The organism is Bacteroides faecalis, from assembly GCF_003865075.1.
GTDB lineage: Bacteria > Bacteroidota > Bacteroidia > Bacteroidales > Bacteroidaceae > Bacteroides > Bacteroides faecalis.
The window spans coordinates 12894-32996 of sequence record NZ_BHWB01000030.1 but is presented as its reverse complement, the minus strand read 5'-3'; the positions used below and the strand labels follow the sequence as shown (position 1 = coordinate 32996).

At 36.6% G+C, this 20103-nt stretch carries 34 protein-coding genes and 1 pseudogene; 1 reads left to right on the top strand and 34 read right to left on the bottom strand.

Annotated features, from left to right (window positions below; translation table 11 throughout):
- The 5 genes from EJF25_RS23390 to EJF25_RS23370 form a co-directional block, all read right to left on the bottom strand.
- The coding region (locus EJF25_RS23390) for a TolC family protein (RefSeq protein ID WP_148098109.1) at positions 1–572 on the bottom strand (572 nt) is incomplete at its 3' end.
- Between the two features lie 42 nt (positions 573–614).
- A complete protein-coding gene (locus EJF25_RS23385) occupies positions 615–1271 on the bottom strand; it encodes a TetR/AcrR family transcriptional regulator (protein ID WP_200832979.1) in 657 nt (218 codons plus the stop codon).
- A gap of 497 nt (positions 1272–1768) precedes the next feature.
- Entirely contained in the window at positions 1769–2155 is a 387-nt protein-coding gene (locus EJF25_RS23380; RefSeq protein WP_125043078.1) for a hypothetical protein, read from the bottom strand.
- Positions 2156–2383: 228 nt separating this feature from the next.
- A complete protein-coding gene (locus EJF25_RS23375; RefSeq protein WP_125043076.1) occupies positions 2384–2701 on the bottom strand; it encodes a hypothetical protein in 318 nt (105 codons plus the stop codon).
- 196 nt (positions 2702–2897) lie between these two features.
- On the bottom strand, positions 2898–3539 hold the full coding sequence (locus EJF25_RS23370) for a DUF6563 family protein (protein WP_125043074.1): 642 nt from the start codon (positions 3537–3539) through the stop codon (positions 2898–2900).
- Positions 3540–3842: 303 nt separating this feature from the next.
- Here EJF25_RS23370 and EJF25_RS23365 point away from each other — a divergent pair.
- A pseudogene (locus EJF25_RS23365) lies at positions 3843–5656 on the top strand (MutS family DNA mismatch repair protein).
- A gap of 32 nt (positions 5657–5688) precedes the next feature.
- Here EJF25_RS23365 and EJF25_RS23360 read toward each other — a convergent pair.
- The 29 genes from EJF25_RS23360 to rplW form a co-directional block, all read right to left on the bottom strand.
- Complete coding sequence (locus EJF25_RS23360) at positions 5689–6228, bottom strand: DUF8460 domain-containing protein (RefSeq protein WP_125043072.1); 540 nt, start codon at positions 6226–6228, stop codon at positions 5689–5691.
- Positions 6229–6332: 104 nt separating this feature from the next.
- Positions 6333–6728 (bottom strand): DUF8440 family protein, encoded by a 396-nt coding sequence (locus tag EJF25_RS23355; RefSeq protein ID WP_125043070.1) that lies wholly within the window; start codon positions 6726–6728, stop codon positions 6333–6335.
- 137 nt (positions 6729–6865) lie between these two features.
- Positions 6866–7351, bottom strand: coding sequence for a 50S ribosomal protein L17 (gene rplQ / locus EJF25_RS23350; RefSeq protein ID WP_125043068.1), 486 nt, complete (start codon positions 7349–7351; stop codon positions 6866–6868).
- 3 nt (positions 7352–7354) lie between these two features.
- Positions 7355–8347: a DNA-directed RNA polymerase subunit alpha gene (locus EJF25_RS23345; RefSeq protein ID WP_125043066.1), complete on the bottom strand. Its 993-nt coding sequence runs from the start codon at positions 8345–8347 to the stop codon at positions 7355–7357.
- 12 nt (positions 8348–8359) lie between these two features.
- Positions 8360–8965 carry a 30S ribosomal protein S4 gene (rpsD, locus tag EJF25_RS23340; RefSeq protein WP_025075446.1) on the bottom strand — a complete coding sequence of 202 codons (606 nt, stop codon included), beginning with the start codon at positions 8963–8965 and terminating at the stop codon, positions 8360–8362.
- Between the two features lie 116 nt (positions 8966–9081).
- Positions 9082–9471 (bottom strand): 30S ribosomal protein S11, encoded by a 390-nt coding sequence (gene rpsK, locus EJF25_RS23335; protein ID WP_004296327.1) that lies wholly within the window; start codon positions 9469–9471, stop codon positions 9082–9084.
- Positions 9472–9482: 11 nt separating this feature from the next.
- A complete protein-coding gene (rpsM, locus tag EJF25_RS23330) occupies positions 9483–9863 on the bottom strand; it encodes a 30S ribosomal protein S13 (RefSeq protein WP_077152998.1) in 381 nt (126 codons plus the stop codon).
- Positions 9864–9896: 33 nt separating this feature from the next.
- Positions 9897–10013 (bottom strand): type B 50S ribosomal protein L36, encoded by a 117-nt coding sequence (gene ykgO / locus EJF25_RS23325; protein ID WP_002558051.1) that lies wholly within the window; start codon positions 10011–10013, stop codon positions 9897–9899.
- An 8-nt stretch (positions 10014–10021) separates the two neighbouring features.
- A complete protein-coding gene (infA, locus tag EJF25_RS23320) occupies positions 10022–10240 on the bottom strand; it encodes a translation initiation factor IF-1 (protein ID WP_002558052.1) in 219 nt (72 codons plus the stop codon).
- A 1-nt stretch (position 10241) separates the two neighbouring features.
- Positions 10242–11039 (bottom strand): type I methionyl aminopeptidase, encoded by a 798-nt coding sequence (map, locus tag EJF25_RS23315; protein WP_125043064.1) that lies wholly within the window; start codon positions 11037–11039, stop codon positions 10242–10244.
- A gap of 14 nt (positions 11040–11053) precedes the next feature.
- On the bottom strand, positions 11054–12397 hold the full coding sequence (gene secY, locus EJF25_RS23310) for a preprotein translocase subunit SecY (protein ID WP_125043062.1): 1344 nt from the start codon (positions 12395–12397) through the stop codon (positions 11054–11056).
- A 4-nt stretch (positions 12398–12401) separates the two neighbouring features.
- Positions 12402–12848 carry a 50S ribosomal protein L15 gene (rplO, locus tag EJF25_RS23305; protein ID WP_125043060.1) on the bottom strand — a complete coding sequence of 149 codons (447 nt, stop codon included), beginning with the start codon at positions 12846–12848 and terminating at the stop codon, positions 12402–12404.
- Positions 12849–12880: 32 nt separating this feature from the next.
- Entirely contained in the window at positions 12881–13057 is a 177-nt protein-coding gene (gene rpmD, locus EJF25_RS23300) for a 50S ribosomal protein L30 (protein ID WP_125043058.1), read from the bottom strand.
- A gap of 9 nt (positions 13058–13066) precedes the next feature.
- Positions 13067–13585 carry a 30S ribosomal protein S5 gene (gene rpsE / locus EJF25_RS23295; protein ID WP_025075452.1) on the bottom strand — a complete coding sequence of 173 codons (519 nt, stop codon included), beginning with the start codon at positions 13583–13585 and terminating at the stop codon, positions 13067–13069.
- 5 nt (positions 13586–13590) lie between these two features.
- The gene (gene rplR, locus EJF25_RS23290; RefSeq protein ID WP_024988108.1) at positions 13591–13935 is read right to left on the bottom strand and encodes a 50S ribosomal protein L18; all 345 of its coding nucleotides are present in this window, start codon (positions 13933–13935) and stop codon (positions 13591–13593) included.
- A gap of 21 nt (positions 13936–13956) precedes the next feature.
- On the bottom strand, positions 13957–14526 hold the full coding sequence (rplF, locus tag EJF25_RS23285) for a 50S ribosomal protein L6 (RefSeq protein WP_125043056.1): 570 nt from the start codon (positions 14524–14526) through the stop codon (positions 13957–13959).
- Positions 14527–14542: 16 nt separating this feature from the next.
- On the bottom strand, positions 14543–14938 hold the full coding sequence (rpsH, locus tag EJF25_RS23280; RefSeq protein ID WP_125043054.1) for a 30S ribosomal protein S8: 396 nt from the start codon (positions 14936–14938) through the stop codon (positions 14543–14545).
- 53 nt (positions 14939–14991) lie between these two features.
- Positions 14992–15291: a 30S ribosomal protein S14 gene (gene rpsN, locus EJF25_RS23275; protein ID WP_125043052.1), complete on the bottom strand. Its 300-nt coding sequence runs from the start codon at positions 15289–15291 to the stop codon at positions 14992–14994.
- A gap of 3 nt (positions 15292–15294) precedes the next feature.
- Positions 15295–15852 carry a 50S ribosomal protein L5 gene (rplE, locus tag EJF25_RS23270; RefSeq protein WP_013546680.1) on the bottom strand — a complete coding sequence of 186 codons (558 nt, stop codon included), beginning with the start codon at positions 15850–15852 and terminating at the stop codon, positions 15295–15297.
- Positions 15852–16181, bottom strand: a complete 330-nt coding sequence (gene rplX / locus EJF25_RS23265; RefSeq protein ID WP_025075454.1) for a 50S ribosomal protein L24 — start codon at positions 16179–16181, stop codon at positions 15852–15854. Before rplX ends, rplE begins: the two co-directional genes overlap by 1 nt.
- A gap of 19 nt (positions 16182–16200) precedes the next feature.
- Positions 16201–16566: a 50S ribosomal protein L14 gene (rplN, locus tag EJF25_RS23260; RefSeq protein ID WP_004296340.1), complete on the bottom strand. Its 366-nt coding sequence runs from the start codon at positions 16564–16566 to the stop codon at positions 16201–16203.
- A gap of 2 nt (positions 16567–16568) precedes the next feature.
- A complete protein-coding gene (gene rpsQ / locus EJF25_RS23255; RefSeq protein WP_005675432.1) occupies positions 16569–16838 on the bottom strand; it encodes a 30S ribosomal protein S17 in 270 nt (89 codons plus the stop codon).
- The gene (gene rpmC, locus EJF25_RS23250; protein ID WP_025075456.1) at positions 16835–17032 is read right to left on the bottom strand and encodes a 50S ribosomal protein L29; all 198 of its coding nucleotides are present in this window, start codon (positions 17030–17032) and stop codon (positions 16835–16837) included. Before rpmC ends, rpsQ begins: the two co-directional genes overlap by 4 nt.
- A gap of 5 nt (positions 17033–17037) precedes the next feature.
- Complete coding sequence (rplP, locus tag EJF25_RS23245) at positions 17038–17472, bottom strand: 50S ribosomal protein L16 (RefSeq protein ID WP_004291234.1); 435 nt, start codon at positions 17470–17472, stop codon at positions 17038–17040.
- A gap of 23 nt (positions 17473–17495) precedes the next feature.
- Positions 17496–18227 (bottom strand): 30S ribosomal protein S3, encoded by a 732-nt coding sequence (gene rpsC / locus EJF25_RS23240; RefSeq protein ID WP_008762038.1) that lies wholly within the window; start codon positions 18225–18227, stop codon positions 17496–17498.
- Positions 18228–18232: 5 nt separating this feature from the next.
- Positions 18233–18643, bottom strand: a complete 411-nt coding sequence (gene rplV / locus EJF25_RS23235) for a 50S ribosomal protein L22 (RefSeq protein ID WP_025075458.1) — start codon at positions 18641–18643, stop codon at positions 18233–18235.
- Positions 18644–18677: 34 nt separating this feature from the next.
- Positions 18678–18947 (bottom strand): 30S ribosomal protein S19, encoded by a 270-nt coding sequence (gene rpsS, locus EJF25_RS23230; RefSeq protein WP_004296345.1) that lies wholly within the window; start codon positions 18945–18947, stop codon positions 18678–18680.
- Positions 18948–18967: 20 nt separating this feature from the next.
- On the bottom strand, positions 18968–19792 hold the full coding sequence (gene rplB / locus EJF25_RS23225; protein WP_125043050.1) for a 50S ribosomal protein L2: 825 nt from the start codon (positions 19790–19792) through the stop codon (positions 18968–18970).
- A 5-nt stretch (positions 19793–19797) separates the two neighbouring features.
- Positions 19798–20088 (bottom strand): 50S ribosomal protein L23, encoded by a 291-nt coding sequence (gene rplW, locus EJF25_RS23220; RefSeq protein ID WP_125043048.1) that lies wholly within the window; start codon positions 20086–20088, stop codon positions 19798–19800.
- Positions 20089–20103: the final 15 nt, after the last annotated feature.

Below are 20103 nucleotides of genomic sequence, written 5' to 3'. Positions count from 1 at the left end.
AATTTTGCTTTCACTACATTATAATTGTCTTCTGCTACTTTATAACTTCCTTGAAGTACATTATAACTATCTTGTGCAAGCATCAACTGATAGTACGCCTTACTAACCTGATTTACCAAATCCTGTTTAGATGCACGCGACTTCTCCACAGCCAGTTCTATGTCTGTTTTCGTCATCGACATAGCCCGATAAACAGACGGTACAAATAATGGCAGATTAATGCTCAACCCTGCATTTGCTGTATTTGTGTTGTCTTGTCCCATTTTGAACGACTGATTGTTCAATTTCATTTCAGCTGCTTTAATCGTATGATCTAACGTTCCTGTCAGGCTAGCCTCGGGTAATAAGTTCTGCCAGGCTTCTTTACCCGCCACTTTTTTCAAGGCTATTTCATCTGCAGCCACTTTCATCGTTGGATTCTCATCCAATGCGATTTCTATGGCTTTATCCAACGTCAGAACCAACGTGTCCTGCGGTGAATCTGCTGTCTGAGCCTTTGCAAGACCCAATGCTCCAACCGCTATCGCTGTCAAAAGTAACCTCTTGCCTGTCAATTTCTTCATTCTGTTCATAATCTCATTCTTAATTAATCCTTAATTGTTTGTCACCGGAATTCAGTCATTAATATGCCCGATCCGGTTTTTACGATATTCTTGTATAAAATCCTCTAATACTTTCGCTCCTTTTTCTGTTGAAATTCCCCGTATATAAGTGAACATAATGGACTCGTACACTTCAATAAAAGGATATTCGCTACAAATATCTGTATTCAAAAGAACATCAAATTGCTCACGTACCAATAAATTGACAATCGCAAAATTGACATCCGAACGGAAAATTCCTTGTTCAACGCCCGATTTAAAGAAAAACATAGTTTTCTCCGAGTCACTATCCCGACGATCTTGCATCATTGCATATACCTTCGGATATTTCTTAATGTCTTCAAAGAAGCGCTTATTCGTTTTATGAAATATTTCTATGCTCTTTTGAAAAACGGCAAGAATCACCTCCAATACATTCGATGAATGTTCATATACTTCTTGCAGATATTTATCCCTGTCTTGCTGAATCTTCAAAATACTTTCTTTCAACAAGGTTTCTTTATCTGCAAAGACTTCATAAAGAGTACGCTTCGATATTCCTAAGGCTGCTGCAATATCATCCATTGTAATACACTTGATACCTTTTGAAGTAAATGCTTCTGTTGATGTCATTATGATCCGTTCTCTCAATTCCGCCCTTTGTGAAGCGTCTTTTCCATGTTCCATCATCACTCGTTTTCTATTTGGTTAGACTCCTAGTTTTCTTCAATTTCACCTCTATAATAGGAAAAACGGAACAAAGATATATAGAAAACTCAATTAACAGATTAAGTTTCCATATAATTATAGCCTTATTGATAAATATTATCATTCTGCCAACAAATATAAAAACAAGTGTTAATAGGAAATACAGAGCAAAAGTAGAAAAGCTAGAGAAATAGCGTAAAGTTTTCTCGCCATCTAAAGGATGAGAATCGATAAATGCCGGATAAAAACCGATAAGAAAATGACTTTTTACCCGGCATAACAGTTACCAGCATTAACGAGATGAAAAAGGATAAAGAATGTGTTAGTACTCTAACTCCGTTCTTTCTAAAAAGGTAACCGTCTTATGTTTCTCTCTATATATTACCATATTATCTTTTGTAAATTGTACTTCTTTCCTTTACTCTTAGGAAACGATCCCGAAATAACGAAGTTTCCCAAAGGTTACGGTAGTCGATTCCTTATGCAACATATTCTAATAAATCAACGATATTTCTATAATAAGCAGAACAAGGTTCATCTATTTTCATAGCTTCTTTTACCCCTAAAGATACTTCCAGAATATCTTCTATCCACTTCCCCAAATATCGTGTCTGAATATGTGAACCGTCGTCTTTAGCTATGATAGAAATAATCCCCACTCTATAAGCTACTTTACGCTGTGCAACATTCATTTCTTCTAAATTGGAAAACACAAACAGACATTCTCGTAATTCTTTATCTTGAGTAAGATTGAGTTTCAATCGTTCGGCATTCAAAAGTGTATTGAATATGTCAAGAGCAATATCCCGAAAATCCATGGACATCCATTCTTTTGCGGTTATCTGAACATTATTTGCAACTTCCATTGGTACCGTAATATGCCAATTGAACTGATTATGGAATGGCTAATCACCATGGAGTTGGTTATATTAATACACAAAGCACTGAGATGTGGTAAAATAAAAAATTCTAATAAATATCTGGATTCAAGAACATAAGATTGCTCATGAATCAGCTTTCTAAGGTATTGTTTAACCAAACTATATTGTACCGTTTCTCACCAATTCTGGCCTGTTTCACCATACAAAAGTAACTTATACAATATTATTGTCAATCATCGCCCGAAAAGCTTTGATTTCAATATATCTATTATGGCATTCTTCAATTGGCTTTAACTTCAGATTTCTTGCCGGACGGAAATAGTATCCGTAAATTCCGATACGGATACAAAGCTTTTCTATTAATTCAATAGTAAGTTGTTTAGTTGGTTCAGAAAGGATATAACATAATGTATTATTTGGTGTTACAGGAATTTGTTCCGAGGTAAGTGTATAACCACGGTTAGAAACTCTCCGGATACCTTCTACAAAAGTTAGATAGAGAAGTAATGTGTCGCCAAGAGTCATTCTCATAATAAGCAGAATCAAAGATTACAAACTGTAAACAAGACTGTCTTATAACTCTTCTCAAGATAAGAAAAAACTTATATAAAACCAAGAAAATCAACTTATTTATTATTTGAAAGTTGATTAACTTTAGTTCTAGTAAATAACTATATCCCAATGAGTCTCAAAACCAGAATATAAATTAGGGAGTTTATAAAAATAACTACTTCTTTTGCTTTTGTAACATCAATAGGTACTTGAAAGTGTTCTCCGCTTCCTGACTACCCTCATTCAGATAAGCCTGCTTCCAATCCTGATGTTTTTTTAGTAATTTGAGCATTTCTTCTTGCCCCAGAAAATCAATTTTACCAGTTTCACCATTGAGTACATAACATACACGTTTGGTTACCAAGCCTGATGCAGCCAAAGCATCTCCGACATTACCTCCAAGTTTTACATCGTCCGCTTCTACAAAATTCTCACCAATCTTGGAGCCTAAGGGCATCGCACAAAAATAAATATTATTACCCAACTGAACTGCAGGAGCATACCAAGCTCCAAACCGTAACTTCTTATAGCGCAATTTACGACAATTTACATAAAGATCTCCTTCATCTGTACACACAGCAAAACAACGCTTCTTCAATAAACGACACATCGACTCATCCTTACCAGCCGTTATCCGGTAATCGGCACCTCCTGATAAGACAATCTGATTTCGAGAACGCTTCTCAACCCTTAATACAGCAACCGTATCACCATCCTGAGTGAGTAATTCTTTCAGATTGGAATAAATAACATTTTGCGCAATTGATGGAAGACTAATTGCACCTAAAAGTAACCATAAAATACATCTTCTTTTCATAAGCTATCCTTCTTCTCTCTTACTTAACGCTTTTTCGTGTGGAAAGTTATATATTTAACCGCATAAAAACAAGTTTGGAAAAAGAAAAAATGTAAAATGATAAACGATAATCCTCTATCCAAAAGGAAGATCATACTCTGCTATACAACCATGCAGAAGAAATAAATGTACTATAAGTAGACGTATTTATACGAGCGTTAATAAACAGTAAATCTACATTTATGAGTGACAGTATTCTTTCTTAACCTTTACAAATAATAGTACCTTTGTCCGAAGCTAATATATTTTAAAGTAAACTACCATATGGAAACATTAGAAAACATCATAGAAAACTATCAGAAAATAATTCTTAAATCAGAGCAAGAATTACAAAAGACTCGCAAGCAGATCCGAAATATTAGCTTATTACGATTATTTCTGTTTATAGAAGCTGTAGTAGCTGCTTTTTACTTTTGGGATAAGGGTTGGGAATATATTCTTCTTTTTTCTGTCTTTCCTATCCTCTTGTTTATCTGGCTAGTGAAACGGCATAATCTATGGTTTTATAGAAAAGACTTTTAAAAAAGAGAATAGAGATTAATAACCAAGAACTCTGTGCTATCCAATATGACTTTTCCAATTTTGACGGTGGTAAAGAATATATCGATCCATCTCATCTCTATACTTTCGACTTGGATGTATTTGGAGAACACTCTCTTTTTCAATACATCAATCGAAGTTCGACTCCTATCGGCAAGCAACAACTTGCCGAATGGTTTAACCACCATCTCGAAGATAAAGAAAGTATTGAACAACGGCAAAAAGCCATACGTGAATTATCTTTAGACCTGGAATTTCGGCAAAAGTTCCGCGTATTAGGTTTACTATACAAAGGGAAATCTGCTGATATCTTCGAAATCAATCAATGGGCTGCCAGTGCCAGTTATTATCGCAAACACTCATTTCTTAGAATATTACCAAGTATAGTCACTATTGCCAATATATTATGTATTAGTGCTTCTATTTTGGGAGTTATTCCAGGTAGTATTGCCGGAGTAGTATTTGTATTCTTTGTCACATTTAGTTTCATTTTCTCAAAAGGAATTACCAAAATGCAGGCAACTTATGGAGAAAAGCTGCAAATATTGTCTACTTATGCAGATCAGATTCTTCTCACTGAGAAAAAAGAGATGCATAGTTCTATCCTAAAAGGATTAAAAACTGAATTAACCAGCAAAAATCAAACAGCTTCACAAGCTGTACATCGTCTCTCCAAACTAATGAATGCACTCGATCAACGCAATAACTTATTAACGAGTACTATCTTGAATGGTCTTTTATTTTGGGAGTTACATCAAGTAATGCGAATTGAAAAATGGAAAGAATCTCATGCCTCTGATCTTCCTCGCTGGCTAAAAACTATTGGAAAATTTGATGCGTATTGCTCGCTAGCTACTTTTTCCTACAATCATCCGGAATTTATCTATCCGCAAATAAGCTCGCAATCATTCCATCTACAAGCAGAAGCTTTAGGACATCCACTTATGGATCGAAATAAATGTGTTAGAAACGGAATTAGTATAGAAAAACGTCCATTCTTTATTATTATTACGGGAGCAAATATGGCAGGAAAAAGCACTTACTTACGTACGGTAGGAATCAACTATCTCTTAGCCTGTATAGGTGCACCTGTATGGGCCAAACAGATGGAGATATTTCCTGCTCATCTTATCACCAGTCTACGGACAAGTGACTCACTGACTGATAACGAGTCTTATTTCTTTGCAGAACTTAAACGACTAAAATTAATCATCGATAAGCTTCAAGCAGGGGAAGATTTATTCATTATCCTCGACGAAATTCTAAAAGGGACAAATTCAGTAGATAAACAAAAAGGCTCTTTTGCTCTTATAAAACAATTTATGAATATGAATGCCAATGGCATCATCGCCACCCATGATCTATTATTAAGTAGTTTGGCAAATTCCTTCCCACAGAATATCCGTAATTATTGTTTTGAAGCAGATATCACTAATAACGAACTGACTTTTTCTTATAAAATGAGAGACGGAGTTGCACAAAACATGAACGCCTGCTTTTTAATGAAAAAAATGGGGATAGCCGTCATTGACGACTAAATCCCCATCAAATTTAAAGAATCAAAATCTTATTAATTCATCTTACTTTTTGCAAGAAAAGCAGCAACAGTTGCAGCCTCTCCATTTGTAAAATAATGAACAGTAGTTATCGGCTGATATGTATAAGGAACGAATTGAAACAACTGAACGGCTGCAAATTTATTATCCTCAGAAAGTATTATGTCCATACGAAGATTACCGCTTGTTTCACTTTTGATTTCTGAATCTATCGAGAAATTTCCGGAATTCACTAGTTCTTTCAACTTATCCATATGCTTCAAATCAAAGAAAGCACTCCGCTCTTTAGCAACACTGCCAGTCGGAACATAAACAACTTCTTTTGATTTCCAGAACATACGGAATATTCCAATAAGGAATAAACCTGTTCCAAATACTATTAATGCCATACTAATTGTAGATGACTTATCTTCCAGCTCAAAAGTAGAAGCAAAAGATAAGATACCTATCAATAACATTATACATGAGAATACAATTCCGGAAATACTCGTACGTTTAGCGATATCAGGATGTGAAGATGCAAATATAGTTGCATCAATAGCTTGAGTTGCCATATTATTTGAAATTTTGATTATTAGTAAAAATAGAAAATAAAGAACAGCTAATATGTAATCATTACATAGAAACAATTAACAAGTTTACACTAATAAACAAACTCCTAAATAATAATATGCTTTAAAGTAAATACATAATATTCACACGCTGACTGACAATAGCACGAAACTGTTGTTGCATAGGTTTTCTCCCGATGCAATGACAAAGAGTTCTCTCTTTCCGCCCAATTTTGCAGGAAGTTTTTTAATAAAAAGAAATATTCACAGGTCTGCACACGTTGTATACGTGACATTGAAACCTGATGACTTTGCAAATTGTTAGTCAATTCTGCAACAGGCAAATATGGGAGTTCCGGGGCACCGATCTGATCTTGATGTACTACGTGAACTACAGGGACATACTCTTCTTGTTCCAGTTTTTCATTGGAAATATTGCTTGCAATCCCATGCAGGACAACTGTTAGCAACAGGAATAATATTACCTTTACAAATTTTACCATATTCTTCTGCAAATATAACAGAATATTTATGAGAATTGTTCACTCCGAAAATCTTTTAATGTATCTTTAGAAAACAAACAAAAAAGACTACCCAATTATGAGTAGTCTTTTTTATATCTATAAGAATAACTGTTGAATTATTCTGCTGATTCAGCTTTTGGTTCTTCAGTTGCAGGAGCTTCAACAGCAGGCGCAACTTCAGCAGTCTTCTTAGAACGACGAGTACGAGTAGCTTTCTTCGCAACTTTCTCTTTAGCCATGTTTTCATTGTAGTCTACCAACTCAATGAAGCACATTTCAGCATTATCCCCTAAACGATTACCTGTCTTGATAATACGAGTATAACCACCTGGGCGATCAGCAATCTTAACTGAAACCTCTTTGAACAATTCAGTTACTACCAACTTATCTTGTAAATTACTAAATACAACACGACGAGAATTTGTTGTGTCGTCTTTAGCTCTTGTAATCAAAGGCTCAACAAACTTCTTCAAAGCTTTTGCCTTTGCAACAGTCGTAGTGATTCTTTTGTGCTTGATCAAAGAACAAGCCATGTTAGATAACATAGCACTTCTATGAGAAGCAGTACGACCTAAATGATTGAATTTTTTATTATGTCTCATTTTTTATTCTTTATCTAATTTATATTTAGAAATATCGGTTCCAAACGACAGATTCAGACTTTCCAGCAAATCATCCAGCTCGGTAAGCGATTTCTTTCCGAAGTTTCTAAACTTCAACAAGTCAGTCTTATTGAATTGTACTAAGTCACCAAGAGTTTCTACATCAGCAGCTTTCAAACAATTGAGTGCACGAACAGATAAGTCCATATCAACAAGTTTAGTTTTCAACAACTGACGCATATGTAATACTTCCTCATCAAACTCTTCATTGCCATCAGAATCATTGCTTTCAAGCGTGATCTTCTCATCTGAGAACAGCATAAAGTGATAAATCAGAATTTTTGCAGCCTCTTTCAGCGCTTCCTTCGGGTGTATAGAACCGTCGGTAGTAATTTCAAGTACCAACTTTTCATAGTCAGTCTTTTGTTCAACACGATAGTTTTCTACCGCATACTTGACATTACGTATCGGTGTATAAATTGAATCGATTGGAATCACATTAACATCCGTACAATATTCGCGATTTTCATCAGCGGGAACGTATCCACGACCTTTGTTAATTGTAATATCAATCTGCATAGTTGATTTAGAATCTAAATGACAAATAACTAATTCCGGATTTAACACTTCAAATCCAGTCAAATACTTACCTATGTCACCTGCTTTAAATTCACTGGAATTCTCGACAGTGATACTCACTTTTTCGCTCTCGAACTCTTCAACTACTTGCTTAAATCTTACTTGCTTCAGATTCAAGATAATGTTGGTAACATCCTCTTTTACTCCCGGTACACTAGAAAATTCATGCTCCACACCATCGATTCTGATAGTAGTGATAGCAAAACCCTCTAATGAAGAGAGAAGGATACGGCGTAATGCATTACCGACAGTAATACCAAAACCCGGTTCCAACGGACGAAATTCGAATTTACCGAATCTAGAGTCCGCCTCCAACATTAATACTTTATCAGGTTTTTGAAATGCTAATATCGCCATGAAATTAATTATTTATTTAGAATACAATTCAACGATCAAATGTTCTTTAATGTTCTCAGGAATGTCTGCTCTTTCAGGTATATGTAACAACTTACCAACCTTTGAAGTTTCGTCCCACTCCAACCAAGCATATTTACTATGATTGAAACCTGCGAGAGAATTAGCAATAACTTCCAAAGATTTAGATCTTTCACGAACACCAATCAATTGTCCTGGTTTTACTGCATATGAAGGGATATTTACCACTTCACCGTCTACTGTAATATGCTTGTGACTAACCAATTGACGAGCAGCAGCACGTGTAGGAGCAATACCCAAACGGAATACTACGTTGTCAAGACGACCTTCCAACAACTGAAGCAATACCTCACCGGTAATACCTTTAGCTGTTGCTGCCTTTTCAAACAAATTACGGAATTGTTTTTCTAAAACTCCATAGGTGTATTTTGCTTTTTGCTTTTCACGAAGTTGCACACCATATTCAGAAGTTTTTCTTTTTCTAGAATTTCCATGTTGTCCGGGAGGATAGTTCTTCTTTGATAAAACTTTATCAGCTCCAAAGATTCCTTCACCGAATTTACGGGCGATTCTTGATTTTGGTCCAGTATATCTAGCCATTTCTTTTAAATATTTAATTGTTTATTCATGAACTCAATTTGTTGCAGCCGCGATTGCAGAGAAGAAATTATTGCAATCCAAAAACAAAATCAAGATCATTTTAAGTTAAAGGTAAATTAAACTCTACGTCTTTTTGGAGGACGACAACCATTGTGCGGAAGCGGAGTTACATCAATAATTTCAGTAACTTCGATACCAGCTCCATGGATAGTTCTAATAGCAGACTCGCGTCCGTTACCTGGACCCTTCACATACGCTTTTACCTTTCTTAGGCCAAGATCAAATGCTATTTTAGCACAATCCTGGGCAGCCATCTGAGCTGCATAAGGAGTATTCTTTTTAGAACCTCTAAATCCCATCTTTCCCGCAGATGACCAAGAGATAATCTGCCCTTCACTGTTCGCAAGAGAAACAATAATATTGTTGAAAGATGAATGAACATGTAACTGTCCATTAGCATCTACTTTCACATTTCTCTTCTTAGCTGCAACTGTCTTTTTTGCCATATCAACAATTATTATTTAGTAGCTTTTTTCTTATTAGCAACGGTTTTCTTTCTACCTTTACGAGTACGTGCATTATTCTTAGTGCTCTGACCTCTAACCGGCAGACCAATACGATGACGTACACCACGATAGCAACCAATATCCATTAATCGCTTAATATTCAATTGGATTTCAGAACGAAGATCTCCTTCTACTTTAAACTCTGCACCGATAATCTCACGAATCTTAGCAGCTTGATCATCTGTCCAGTCTTTAACTTTCAGATCTTTGTCTACACCAGCTTTATCTAAAATTTTTGCTGAACTACTGCGACCTATTCCATATATATAGGTCAACGCAACTTCACCTCTTTTATTCTGAGGTAAATCTACACCAACTATTCTTATAGCCATATACTAAATTATTTTTTTTGCAAAAATAATAAATTATCCTTGACGTTGTTTATACTTAGGATTTTTCTTGTTAATAACATACAAACGGCCATTACGTCTAACGATCTTACATTCTGGCGTGCGTTTCTTTAATGATGCTCTTACTTTCATATCTTATTTTATTTATATCTAAACACAATTCTTCCTTTCGATAAGTCGTAAGGAGACATTTCGACTCTCACTTTATCACCAGGTAGGATTTTGATGTAATGCATCCTCATCTTACCTGAAATATGCGCAGTAATCTCATGTCCGTTTTCTAATTCAACACGAAACATTGCATTTGACAATGCTTCAACTATAACTCCATCTTGTTCTATTGCAGATTGCTTTGCCATACTATATTACTTTATCTCCTAAAACTTCTTCAATGAATTTGAACGAAGACAAAATATCTGCCTCACCAGATCCAACGGCTACCGTATGTTCAAAATGCGCTGCGCACTTTCGATCTCTGGTTCTCACAGTCCATCCGTCACGTTCCATAATCACTTGTCTGTCTCCCAGTGTTATCATTGGCTCAATCGCAATGCAAAGACCTCTCTTCATCAAAGTGCCATATCCCCTTTTACCATAATTAGGAACCTGAGGATCTTCGTGCATTTCTTTGCCAATACCATGACCAACAAACTCACGCACTACGCCATAAGAATGAGATTCACAATATTGCTGAATAGCATATCCGATGTCTCCGATTCTTTTGCCTTGCACTGCATTCTGGATGCCAATATATAACGCTTCTTTAGTTACCTTCAATAAATTACGAATTTCTTCGTCCACCTCTCCTACACAAAAAGTATAAGCAGAATCACCACAAAAACCATTCATGTAAGTTCCGCAATCCACAGAAACAATATCACCCTCTTTTAAAATGATATCACTGGGAATTCCATGTACTACTTGCTCATTTACAGAAGTACAAATTGAAGCGGGAAATGGTTCACCATATTGATTCGGAAATCCTTTAAAAGTTGGAGTTGCTCCATTATCTCTGATAAACTCTTCAGCAACTTTATCCAACTCACGTGTAGTAACACCAGGTTTCACTAATTTGGCAACTTCAGCTAATGTCTTACCAACAAGTAAGTTACTCTGACGGAGCAATTCTATTTCATCTTCTGTTTTAAGAAATATCATTTCCAATCAAAAAATTAATATGCCGCCACACCAGCACGTCCCTTAATACGACCAGACTTCAGCAAACCGTCATAATGTCTCATCAACAAATGACTTTCTACTTGTTGCAATGTATCAAGAACAACACCTACAAGAATTAACAAAGATGTACCACCGAAGAACTGAGCAAATCCGGCCTGTACTCCAAATACACCAGCAAAAGCAGGCATAATAGCAACCAATGCCAAGAAGAAAGAACCGGGCAAAGTAATATGAGACATAATATCATCAATATACTCTGCTGTTTGCTTTCCTGGCTTGATCCCCGGAATAAAACCATTATTTCTCTTCATATCCTCCGCCATCTGAGTCGGATTAATTGTAATTGCAGTATAAAAATATGTAAATAATATAATCATTACCGCAAAAACGAAATTATACCAGAAACTTGTATGATCAGTAAACGCATGCAAGAAACCACCTGCAGCATTATTACCATTGGAATAACCGATAAAAGCGATTGGAATAAACATTATTGCCTGAGCAAAAATGATCGGCATTACACCAGCAGCATTCACCTTCAAAGGAATATACTGTCTTGCACCGCCATATTGCTTATTACCTACAATTCTTTTTGCATACTGTACAGGAATTTTTCTAGTACCTTGCACCAAGAGAATAGCAGCACCAATCACTAATAACAGGAATACGATCTCAATTATAAACATGACCAGACCACCGCTCTTATTCGTAACTCTAGAAACAACTTCCTGAATTAAAGCATCCGGGAAACGAGCAATAATACCAATCAAGATGATAAATGAAATACCATTACCAATACCTTTATCAGTAATTCTTTCACCAAGCCACAAAATAAACATACTACCTGCTGCCAAAATAACGGTAGAGGTAAACATAAACAGAGTCCAATCTAATGAAGCATTCAAGGAAGTGCCAGTCTGCGCCCTAAGATTGAGCAAATAAGAAGGAGCCTGAACTAACAATATAGCAATCGTCAAATAACGAGTATATTGATTCATCTTTCTTCTGCCGCTCTCACCTTCACGTTGCAGTTTTTGGAAATACGGTACAGCAATTCCTAACAACTGAATTACGATAGATGCAGAGATATAAGGCATAATTCCCAATGCAAAAATAGATGCATTAGAGAATGCTCCTCCAGAAAACATATTTAACAAGGCCAAAAGCCCTTCACTTGTTTGTTCGTGCAATTTTGTCAGCATAGCCGGACTAATACCTGGCAATACTACATAAGAACCAAAACGATAAATTGCCACAAACAATATGGTGATGAGGATCCGCTGTCTCAGATCCTCAATCTTCCATATATTCTTTAATGTTTCAATAGCTTTTCTCATTGAATCAGAGTTTTACTACACTTCCACCAGCAGCTTCGATAGCAGCAATTGCAGTCTTAGAGAATGCATGAGCTTCTACTTCAAGCTTATTAGTCAAAGTTCCGTTACCTAATACTTTTACCAACTGATTTGAAGAGATAAATCCTGCTTCAATAAAGTCACTTAAACCAACTTTTACCAAGTTCTTAGCTTCAACAAGCGTCTGAATAGTATCCAAGTTGATAGCTTTATATTCTACACGATTAATATTCTTAAAACCAAATTTAGGTACCCGACGTTGAAGAGGCATCTGACCACCTTCAAAACCAATCTTCTTAGAGTATCCAGATCTTGATTTAGCTCCTTTATGACCTCTTGTAGAAGTACCACCTAGACCAGAACCGGTACCACGTCCTATTCTCTTTCTTGTCTTAGTAGATCCCTCAGCAGGTTTTAAATTACTTAAGTTCATATTGTAATTCGTTTTTTTTATTCAACAAATAATTACTTAATAATGGCAACCAAGTGTTTTACTTTATCTACCATTCCAAGAATTGAAGGAGTGCATTCGTGTTCAACCACACGGTTCAATTTGCGAAGTCCTAGTGCATCGAGAGTTCTTTTTTGATCAGCCGGAACACCAATTCTACTTTTAACTTGTTTAATCTTTATAGTTGACATATCCCCTCCTTATCCTCTAAATACTTTTTCAACACTAATACCTCTGTTCTGAGCTATCATTCTTGCATCACGCATTTCACTCAAAGCTTCAATTGTAGCTTTAACAAGGTTGTGCGGATTTGAAGAACCTTTAGATTTTGCTAAAACATCAGTAATACCAACACTTTCCAATACAGCACGCATTGCACCACCAGCTACAACACCAGTTCCGTGAGATGCAGGTTTGATAAATACTTCAGCACCACCAAATCTAGCTGATTGTTCGTGAGGAACTGTACCTTTCAATACAGGTACTCTAACCAGATTCTTCTTAGCTGATTCAACACCTTTAGCGATAGCAGCTGTTACTTCACCTGCTTTACCAAGTCCCCAACCGATAATTCCTTCTTCGTTACCTACAACAACGATTGCAGAGAAACTAAAAGTTCTACCACCTTTGGTAACCTTAGTAACACGATTAATAGCAACCAATCTATCTTTCAGTTCTATATCGTTAGTAATCTTAACTCTATTATTAACTCCTGCCATAATGATTAAAATTTAAGTCCACCGTTACGAGCAGCATCAGCTACTTCTTTTACTCTCCCATGATATAAGTAACCATTACGGTCGAAAACAACAGTTGTAATACCTGCTTCCTGAGCCTTTTTAGCAATCATTTCACCAACTTTAGCAGCTTGTTCTTTCTTTGCAACTTTTTCAGTCATACCCAAAGAAGAAGCAGCAGCTAACGTCTTACCAGAAAGATCATCGATAATCTGGACGTAAATTTGCTTGTTACTTCTAAATACACTCATACGCGGACATTCAGTAGTACCTGAAATCTTATTGCGTACTCTATATTTGATCTTAACTCGTCTTTCTATTTTTGTTGTCATAATGTTCTAATTTTATATGAATTATTTAGCACCGGCTGATTTACCAGACTTTCTGCGAATAATTTCGCCAACAAACTTAATACCTTTACCTTTATATGGTTCAGGTTTACGAAAAGAACGTATTTTAGAGCAAACTTGACCAAGCAACTGTTTGTCACACGATTCTAATATAATAAGAGGGTTCTTATTTCTTTCAGACTTAGTTTCAACCTTCACCTCAGCAGGCAATTGAATGAAAATATTGTGTGTATAACCTAAAGCCAGTTCAATAATGTTACCTTGATTAGAAGCACGATAACCAACACCAACAAGTTCCAGTTCTTTTTTATATCCTTCTGATACACCAACAACCATGTTATGAATCAAAGAACGATATAAACCGTGGAAAGCATGTTTCTGCTTTGGGTTATCAACCATTTCTTTTTCATTTTCTGTTAAAATAACGTGTCCGTCTTCAATGGCAACATTGATTGCAGGATTCACATATTGGCTCATTTCGCCTTTCGGTCCCTTTACGGTAACCACATCATCCTTTAGAGTGACTGTCACTCCAGCAGGAATACTAATGGGTAATTTTCCTATTCTTGACATTGCTAATTCCTCCTAATTAATATACATAACACAAAACTTCACCACCGATCTTAAGATCAGCAGCTTCTTTGTTAGTCATTACACCTTTGGAAGTAGATATTATAGCAATACCCAACCCATTAATAACACGCGGCATATCTTTATAACCAGTATACTTACGCATACCCGGAGAAGATATTCTTTCTAATTTTTTGATTGCATTAACTTTGTTAACAGAATCATATTTCAAGGCAACTTTTATAGTACCTTGAGGACCATCTTCTACAAACTTATAATTAAGAATGTAGCCTTTCTCAAAAAGAATCTTAGTGATTTCTTTTTTCAAATTCGAAGCAGGAACTTCAACAACTCTGTGCTTTGCACCAATTGCGTTCCGTAACCTCGTCAAATAATCTGCTATTGGATCAGTCATATAAAAAATAAATTAAATTAATCAGGACTTCCCTGACAATATTTAAACAACAATTACCAGCTTGCTTTTTTTACGCCTGGAATCAGTCCGTTAGATGCCATCTCACGGAACTGAATTCTTGAAATTCCGAACTGACGGATATAACCTTTTGGACGACCAGTCAGTTTGCAACGATTGTGCATACGAATTGGATTAGAATTCTTTGGCAACTCCTGCAATTTCTGTGCAGCTTCATAAGCGTCAGCAGGATCACCTGTTCTTACAATTTGCTTCAAAGCAGCTCTTTTTTCGGCGTATCTGGCTACTAATTTAGCACGCTTAACTTCACGTGCTTTCATTGATTCCTTTGCCATATATTAATCTTTTTTAGCGTTTTTAAAAGGTAAACCGAATTCCTTCAGCAATGCATAACCTTCTTCATCTGTTTGCGCAGAAGTTACAAAGGTAATATTCATTCCGAGAATTCTTGTAATACTATCGATATTTATTTCAGGAAAAATGATTTGTTCCTGAATACCAAGGGTATAGTTACCTTTACCATCAAACTTACTTTCGATACCTTTGAAGTCACGTATACGAGGAAGAGCTACACGAACCAATTTTTCTAAGAATTCGTACATTCTTTCACGACGTAAAGTTACCATCACACCAATAGGCATTTTCTTACGCAATTTAAAGTTTGCGATATCTTTACGGGAAATGGTAGCTACAGCCTTTTGACCTGTAATAGCCGTCATTTCATTGATTGCTACTTCAATAATCTTCTTATCAGCAACAGCCATACCTAAACCTTGATTGATGACAATCTTCTTAAGTACGGGTATCTGCATTGAAGAAGAATACTGGAACTGTGATTTCAATGCAGGTGCTATACGCTCTGCATATTCTTTCTTAAGACTAGCAGTATTACTCATTACTTAATCTCCTCTCCTGATTTTTTAGAATAACGCACTACAGTTCTTTTTCCATCCAAAGAACTTACTTTTCTCCCAATACGCGTTGCTTTACCAGTTTTTGGATCAACCGGGTTCAAGTTTGAAATGTGGATAGAAGCTTCCTGCTTCACGATACCACCTTGCGGATTCTTAGCACTTGGTTTTGTGCTCTTAGATACCATATTGATACCTTCAACGATTGCACGACCTTTACTAACAAGAACCTTCAATACACGACCAGTTTTGCCCTTATCTTCACCAGCATTTACGTAAACTGTATCGCCTTTTTTAATATGTAATTTACTCATTACTCAAATCTTTTACAAATTAAAGTACTTCAGGCGCAAGTGAAACAACTTTCATGTTTGTAGCACGAAGTTCTCTTGCTACAGGACCGAAAATACGACTACCTCTAATTTCACCTGCATTATTCAGCAACACGCAAGCATTATCATCAAAACGTATATAAGAACCATCAGGACGACGGATTTCTTTCTTTGTACGTACAATCAAAGCCTTTGATACTGCACCTTTTTTAACATCACTAGAAGGGATAACACTCTTTACTGAAACTACAATGACATCCCCCACTGAAGCATAACGACGACCTGTTCCACCCAAAACGCGGATACACAAAGCCTCTTTAGCTCCACTGTTATCACATACTGTAAGTCTGGATTCTACTTGTATCATAATTACTTAGCTCTTTCAATTATTTCTACTAATCTCCATCTTTTAGTCTTGCTCAAAGGACGAGTCTCCATAATGCGTACAGTATCACCGATATTGCATTCATTCTTTTCATCATGAGCATGGTACTTCTTCGTCTTACTAACGAACTTACCATATATAGGGTGTTTTTCTTTAAATTTAGAAGCAACTGTGATAGTTTTCTCCATCTTATTGCTCAATACAACCCCTGTTCTTTCTTTTCTTAAATTTCTTGCTTCCATCAAGCTGATCATTTATTGTTAAGTTCTCTCTGGCGTAACTCAGTTTTCATACGCGCAATAGTCCTGCGTAATTGTTTAATTTGAGCAGGATTTTCCAAAGGAGAAATAGAATGATTAATAACCATTTGGTTATAATTAGTTGTTTCTGCCTCTACTCTCTCTACCAAATCACTAGTAGACATTTCTTTAATTTCTGCAATTTTCATAAACATTACGCATTTTGATTTTGAATATCATAATCACGTCTTACGACAAACTTCGTTGTAATAGGAAGCTTCTGAGCAGCTAAGCGCAATGCTTCTTTCGCGATTTCGTAAGATACTCCTTCAGCCTCAATAATGATTCTACCTGGAGTCACAGGAGCCACAAATCCCTCCGGAGCACCTTTACCTTTACCCATACGTACATCAGCAGGTTTTCTAGTGATCGGTTTATCCGGAAATATACGGATCCAGATCTGTCCTTGACGTTGCATATATCTTGTTACTGCAATACGAGCAGCTTCGATCTGACGGCCTGTAATCCACTTAGTCTCCAAAGCCTTTATGCCAAAAGAACCGAAGGCCAGTTGGTTACCTCTTTGGGCATTGCCTTTCTGACGACCTTTCTGTTGTCTTCTGAATTTTGTCTTTTTCGGTTGTAACATAGTTTCCTAAAATTCAAATTCGTTTAGCGATTATTTTTCTTTCTTTTGAAGTTCTTTCCGCCGTTGTTTCCACCATTGTTTCCACGACCACTTTCTTTGCTTTGTGTAAAGTTCGGAGCTAATTCTTTCTTACCAAATACTTCACCTCTACAAATCCAAACTTTGATACCTAAAAGACCCACTTTAGTCAATGCTTCTGCATGACAGTAGTCGATATCAGCTCTGAAAGTGTGTAACGGAGTTCTTCCTTCTTTATACATTTCAGAACGAGCCATTTCAGCTCCATTCAAACGTCCTGAAATCTGAATTTTGATACCTTCAGCACCCATACGCATTGTATTTGCGATAGCCATTTTAATGGCACGGCGATAGGCAATTTTACCTTCAACCTGACGAGCGATGTTATTAGCAACAATCACAGCATCAAGTTCAGGTCTCTTCACTTCAAAGATATTAATCTGAATATCTTTGTCGGTAACCTTCTTCAACTCCTCTTTTAACTTATCAACTTCTTGGCCACCTTTACCGATAATAATACCCGGACGAGCAGTACAAACAGTAATAGTAACGAGCTTCAGCGTACGTTCAATTACGATTCTTGATACACTTGCCTTTGCAAGTCTTGCATTAAGATATTTACGGATTTTGCTATCTTCCAGCAAAGAATCTCCGTAATCATTTCCACCATACCAATTAGAATCCCATCCTCTGATAATTCCTAAACGGTTGCTTATTGGATTAACTTTTTGTCCCATCTACCTTAATTTTGATCTTCGTTATTACTTTTAGAACCAACGAACAATGTTACATGATTTGAACGTTTACGAATTCTGTAACCTCTGCCCTGCGGTGCCGGTCTCATTCTTTTCAGAGTTGCACCACCATCAACAAAAATCTTAGTTACATATAATTCTCCACTTTCTGCTTTACGTTCGTTTTTCTGCTCCCAGTTAGCAATTGCAGAGCGAAGCAATTTTTCTACTCTTGCAGCAGCTTCTTTTGAAGAAAACTTCAAAACACCAAGTGCTCTGTTCACTTCCATACCGCGAATCATATCTGCAACCAGACGCATCTTACGCGGAGAAGTAGGAACATTTTGCAATTTAGCAAAATACATGGTCTTAAGGGCTTCTTTTCTTTTTTCAGCCGATATTTTTTTTCTTGCTCCCATTATATTTATTACTTTATTATTTCAAATAATCCTGTTATCTTTTTTTGTTACCAGCGTGTCCTCTGAATGTACGAGTTGGAGCAAATTCGCCCAACTTGTGCCCTACCATATTTTCGGTAACATAAACAGGAATAAATTTATTTCCATTGTGAACTGCAACTGTATGGCCTACAAAATCAGGCGAAATCATTGAAGCTCTGGCCCAAGTCTTTACTACGACTTTCTTGCCCGATTCATTCATGGCAAGAATTCTCTTTTCAAGCTTTACGTTAATATATGGACCTTTTTTTAATGAACGACTCATAGTTTACTCAATTAATCAGATTACTTTTTTCTTCTCTCAATAATGTACTTAGACGATTGTTTCTTAGGAGCTCTAGTCTTAAGTCCCTTAGCATACAATCCCTTACGAGATCTTGGATGACCTCCGGAAGCACGTCCTTCACCACCCCCCATTGGGTGATCAACCGGGTTCATTACAACACCACGGTTACGAGGGCGACGTCCTTGCCAACGAGAACGTCCAGCTTTACCTGAACTTTCCAATCCATGATCCGAGTTACCAACACTACCGATAGTAGCTTTACATGTGCTAAGAATCTGTCTCACTTCACCTGAAGGCAATTTAATTACACAATATTTACCCTCGCGAGAAGTCAACTGAGCAAAATTACCAGCTGATCTAACCAGGGCTGCGCCCTGTCCCGGGCGTAATTCAATATTGTGAATTACAGTACCCACCGGTATGTTCTGAAGAGGAAGAGCATTACCAATCTCTGGCGCCGCGTTTTCACCTGACATCAAAGTCGCACCAACTTGCAATCCATTGGGAGCAATAATATATCTTTTTTCTCCATCAGCATAAAACAACAAAGCAATACGAGCCGAACGATTCGGATCATATTCAATTGTCTTAACTACTGCTGGAACACCGTCTTTATTTCTCTTGAAATCGACAATTCTAATCACCTTTCTATGACCGCCACCAATGTAGCGCATAGTCATCTTACCTTCGTTGTTACGACCACCAGATGATTTTTTACCATATACAAGTGACTTTTCTGGTACTGATGCAGTAATTTCTTCGAAAGTACCAATAATTTTATGTCTTTGCCCCGGTGTAGTGGGCTTAAATTTACGTACTGCCATTTTTATTAAATATTGCTATAAAAATCAATAGTATCTCCTTCTTTCAATGTCACGATTGCTTTTTTGAAAGCATTCGTACGACCATTGATGATACCTGCTTTGGTATAACGGCTCTTATTTTTGCCAGCATACCTCACGGTATTCACATCAACTACAGTAACATTATAAAGAGCTTCAACTTCCTTCTTAATTTCCAGTTTGTTAGCTTCAGGACGCACAACAAAGCCGAAGCGATTCAGCTTATCAGTGATTGCAGTCATTTTCTCTGTTACCAACGGTTTAATAATAATTCCCATTATTTAAGCCTCCTT

Bases quoted from the DNA above. Each gene is read 5' to 3' on its own strand.
- EJF25_RS23385 (WP_200832979.1), bottom strand. From the start codon at position 1,271: ATGATGGAACATGGAAAAGACGCTTCACAAAGGGCGGAATTGAGAGAA.
- EJF25_RS23380 (WP_125043078.1), bottom strand. From the start codon at position 2,155: ATGGAAGTTGCAAATAATGTTCAGATAACCGCAAAAGAATGGATGTCC.
- EJF25_RS23375 (WP_125043076.1), bottom strand. From the start codon at position 2,701: ATGAGAATGACTCTTGGCGACACATTACTTCTCTATCTAACTTTTGTA.
- EJF25_RS23370 (WP_125043074.1), bottom strand. From the start codon at position 3,539: ATGAAAAGAAGATGTATTTTATGGTTACTTTTAGGTGCAATTAGTCTT.
- EJF25_RS23360 (WP_125043072.1), bottom strand. From the start codon at position 6,228: ATGGCAACTCAAGCTATTGATGCAACTATATTTGCATCTTCACATCCT.
- EJF25_RS23355 (WP_125043070.1), bottom strand. From the start codon at position 6,728: ATGGTAAAATTTGTAAAGGTAATATTATTCCTGTTGCTAACAGTTGTC.
- rplQ (WP_125043068.1), bottom strand. From the start codon at position 7,351: ATGAGACATAATAAAAAATTCAATCATTTAGGTCGTACTGCTTCTCAT.
- EJF25_RS23345 (WP_125043066.1), bottom strand. From the start codon at position 8,347: ATGGCGATATTAGCATTTCAAAAACCTGATAAAGTATTAATGTTGGAG.
- rpsD (WP_025075446.1), bottom strand. From the start codon at position 8,965: ATGGCTAGATATACTGGACCAAAATCAAGAATCGCCCGTAAATTCGGT.
- rpsK (WP_004296327.1), bottom strand. From the start codon at position 9,471: ATGGCAAAAAAGACAGTTGCAGCTAAGAAGAGAAATGTGAAAGTAGAT.
- rpsM (WP_077152998.1), bottom strand. From the start codon at position 9,863: ATGGCTATAAGAATAGTTGGTGTAGATTTACCTCAGAATAAAAGAGGT.
- ykgO (WP_002558051.1), bottom strand. From the start codon at position 10,013: ATGAAAGTAAGAGCATCATTAAAGAAACGCACGCCAGAATGTAAGATC.
- infA (WP_002558052.1), bottom strand. From the start codon at position 10,240: ATGGCAAAGCAATCTGCAATAGAACAAGATGGAGTTATAGTTGAAGCA.
- map (WP_125043064.1), bottom strand. From the start codon at position 11,039: ATGATATTTCTTAAAACAGAAGATGAAATAGAATTGCTCCGTCAGAGT.
- secY (WP_125043062.1), bottom strand. From the start codon at position 12,397: ATGAGAAAAGCTATTGAAACATTAAAGAATATATGGAAGATTGAGGAT.
- rplO (WP_125043060.1), bottom strand. From the start codon at position 12,848: ATGAACTTAAGTAATTTAAAACCTGCTGAGGGATCTACTAAGACAAGA.
- rpmD (WP_125043058.1), bottom strand. From the start codon at position 13,057: ATGTCAACTATAAAGATTAAACAAGTTAAAAGTAGAATTGGTGTTCCG.
- rpsE (WP_025075452.1), bottom strand. From the start codon at position 13,585: ATGGCAGGAGTTAATAATAGAGTTAAGATTACTAACGATATAGAACTG.
- rplR (WP_024988108.1), bottom strand. From the start codon at position 13,935: ATGACAACAAAAATAGAAAGACGAGTTAAGATCAAATATAGAGTACGC.
- rplF (WP_125043056.1), bottom strand. From the start codon at position 14,526: ATGTCAAGAATAGGAAAATTACCCATTAGTATTCCTGCTGGAGTGACA.
- rpsH (WP_125043054.1), bottom strand. From the start codon at position 14,938: ATGACTGATCCAATAGCAGATTATTTGACGAGGTTACGGAACGCAATT.
- rpsN (WP_125043052.1), bottom strand. From the start codon at position 15,291: ATGGCAAAGGAATCAATGAAAGCACGTGAAGTTAAGCGTGCTAAATTA.
- rplE (WP_013546680.1), bottom strand. From the start codon at position 15,852: ATGAGTAATACTGCTAGTCTTAAGAAAGAATATGCAGAGCGTATAGCA.
- rplX (WP_025075454.1), bottom strand. From the start codon at position 16,181: ATGAGTAAATTACATATTAAAAAAGGCGATACAGTTTACGTAAATGCT.
- rplN (WP_004296340.1), bottom strand. From the start codon at position 16,566: ATGATACAAGTAGAATCCAGACTTACAGTATGTGATAACAGTGGAGCT.
- rpsQ (WP_005675432.1), bottom strand. From the start codon at position 16,838: ATGATCAGCTTGATGGAAGCAAGAAATTTAAGAAAAGAAAGAACAGGG.
- rpmC (WP_025075456.1), bottom strand. From the start codon at position 17,032: ATGAAAATTGCAGAAATTAAAGAAATGTCTACTAGTGATTTGGTAGAG.
- rplP (WP_004291234.1), bottom strand. From the start codon at position 17,472: ATGTTACAACCGAAAAAGACAAAATTCAGAAGACAACAGAAAGGTCGT.
- rpsC (WP_008762038.1), bottom strand. From the start codon at position 18,227: ATGGGACAAAAAGTTAATCCAATAAGCAACCGTTTAGGAATTATCAGA.
- rplV (WP_025075458.1), bottom strand. From the start codon at position 18,643: ATGGGAGCAAGAAAAAAAATATCGGCTGAAAAAAGAAAAGAAGCCCTT.
- rpsS (WP_004296345.1), bottom strand. From the start codon at position 18,947: ATGAGTCGTTCATTAAAAAAAGGTCCATATATTAACGTAAAGCTTGAA.
- rplB (WP_125043050.1), bottom strand. From the start codon at position 19,792: ATGGCAGTACGTAAATTTAAGCCCACTACACCGGGGCAAAGACATAAA.
- rplW (WP_125043048.1), bottom strand. From the start codon at position 20,088: ATGGGAATTATTATTAAACCGTTGGTAACAGAGAAAATGACTGCAATC.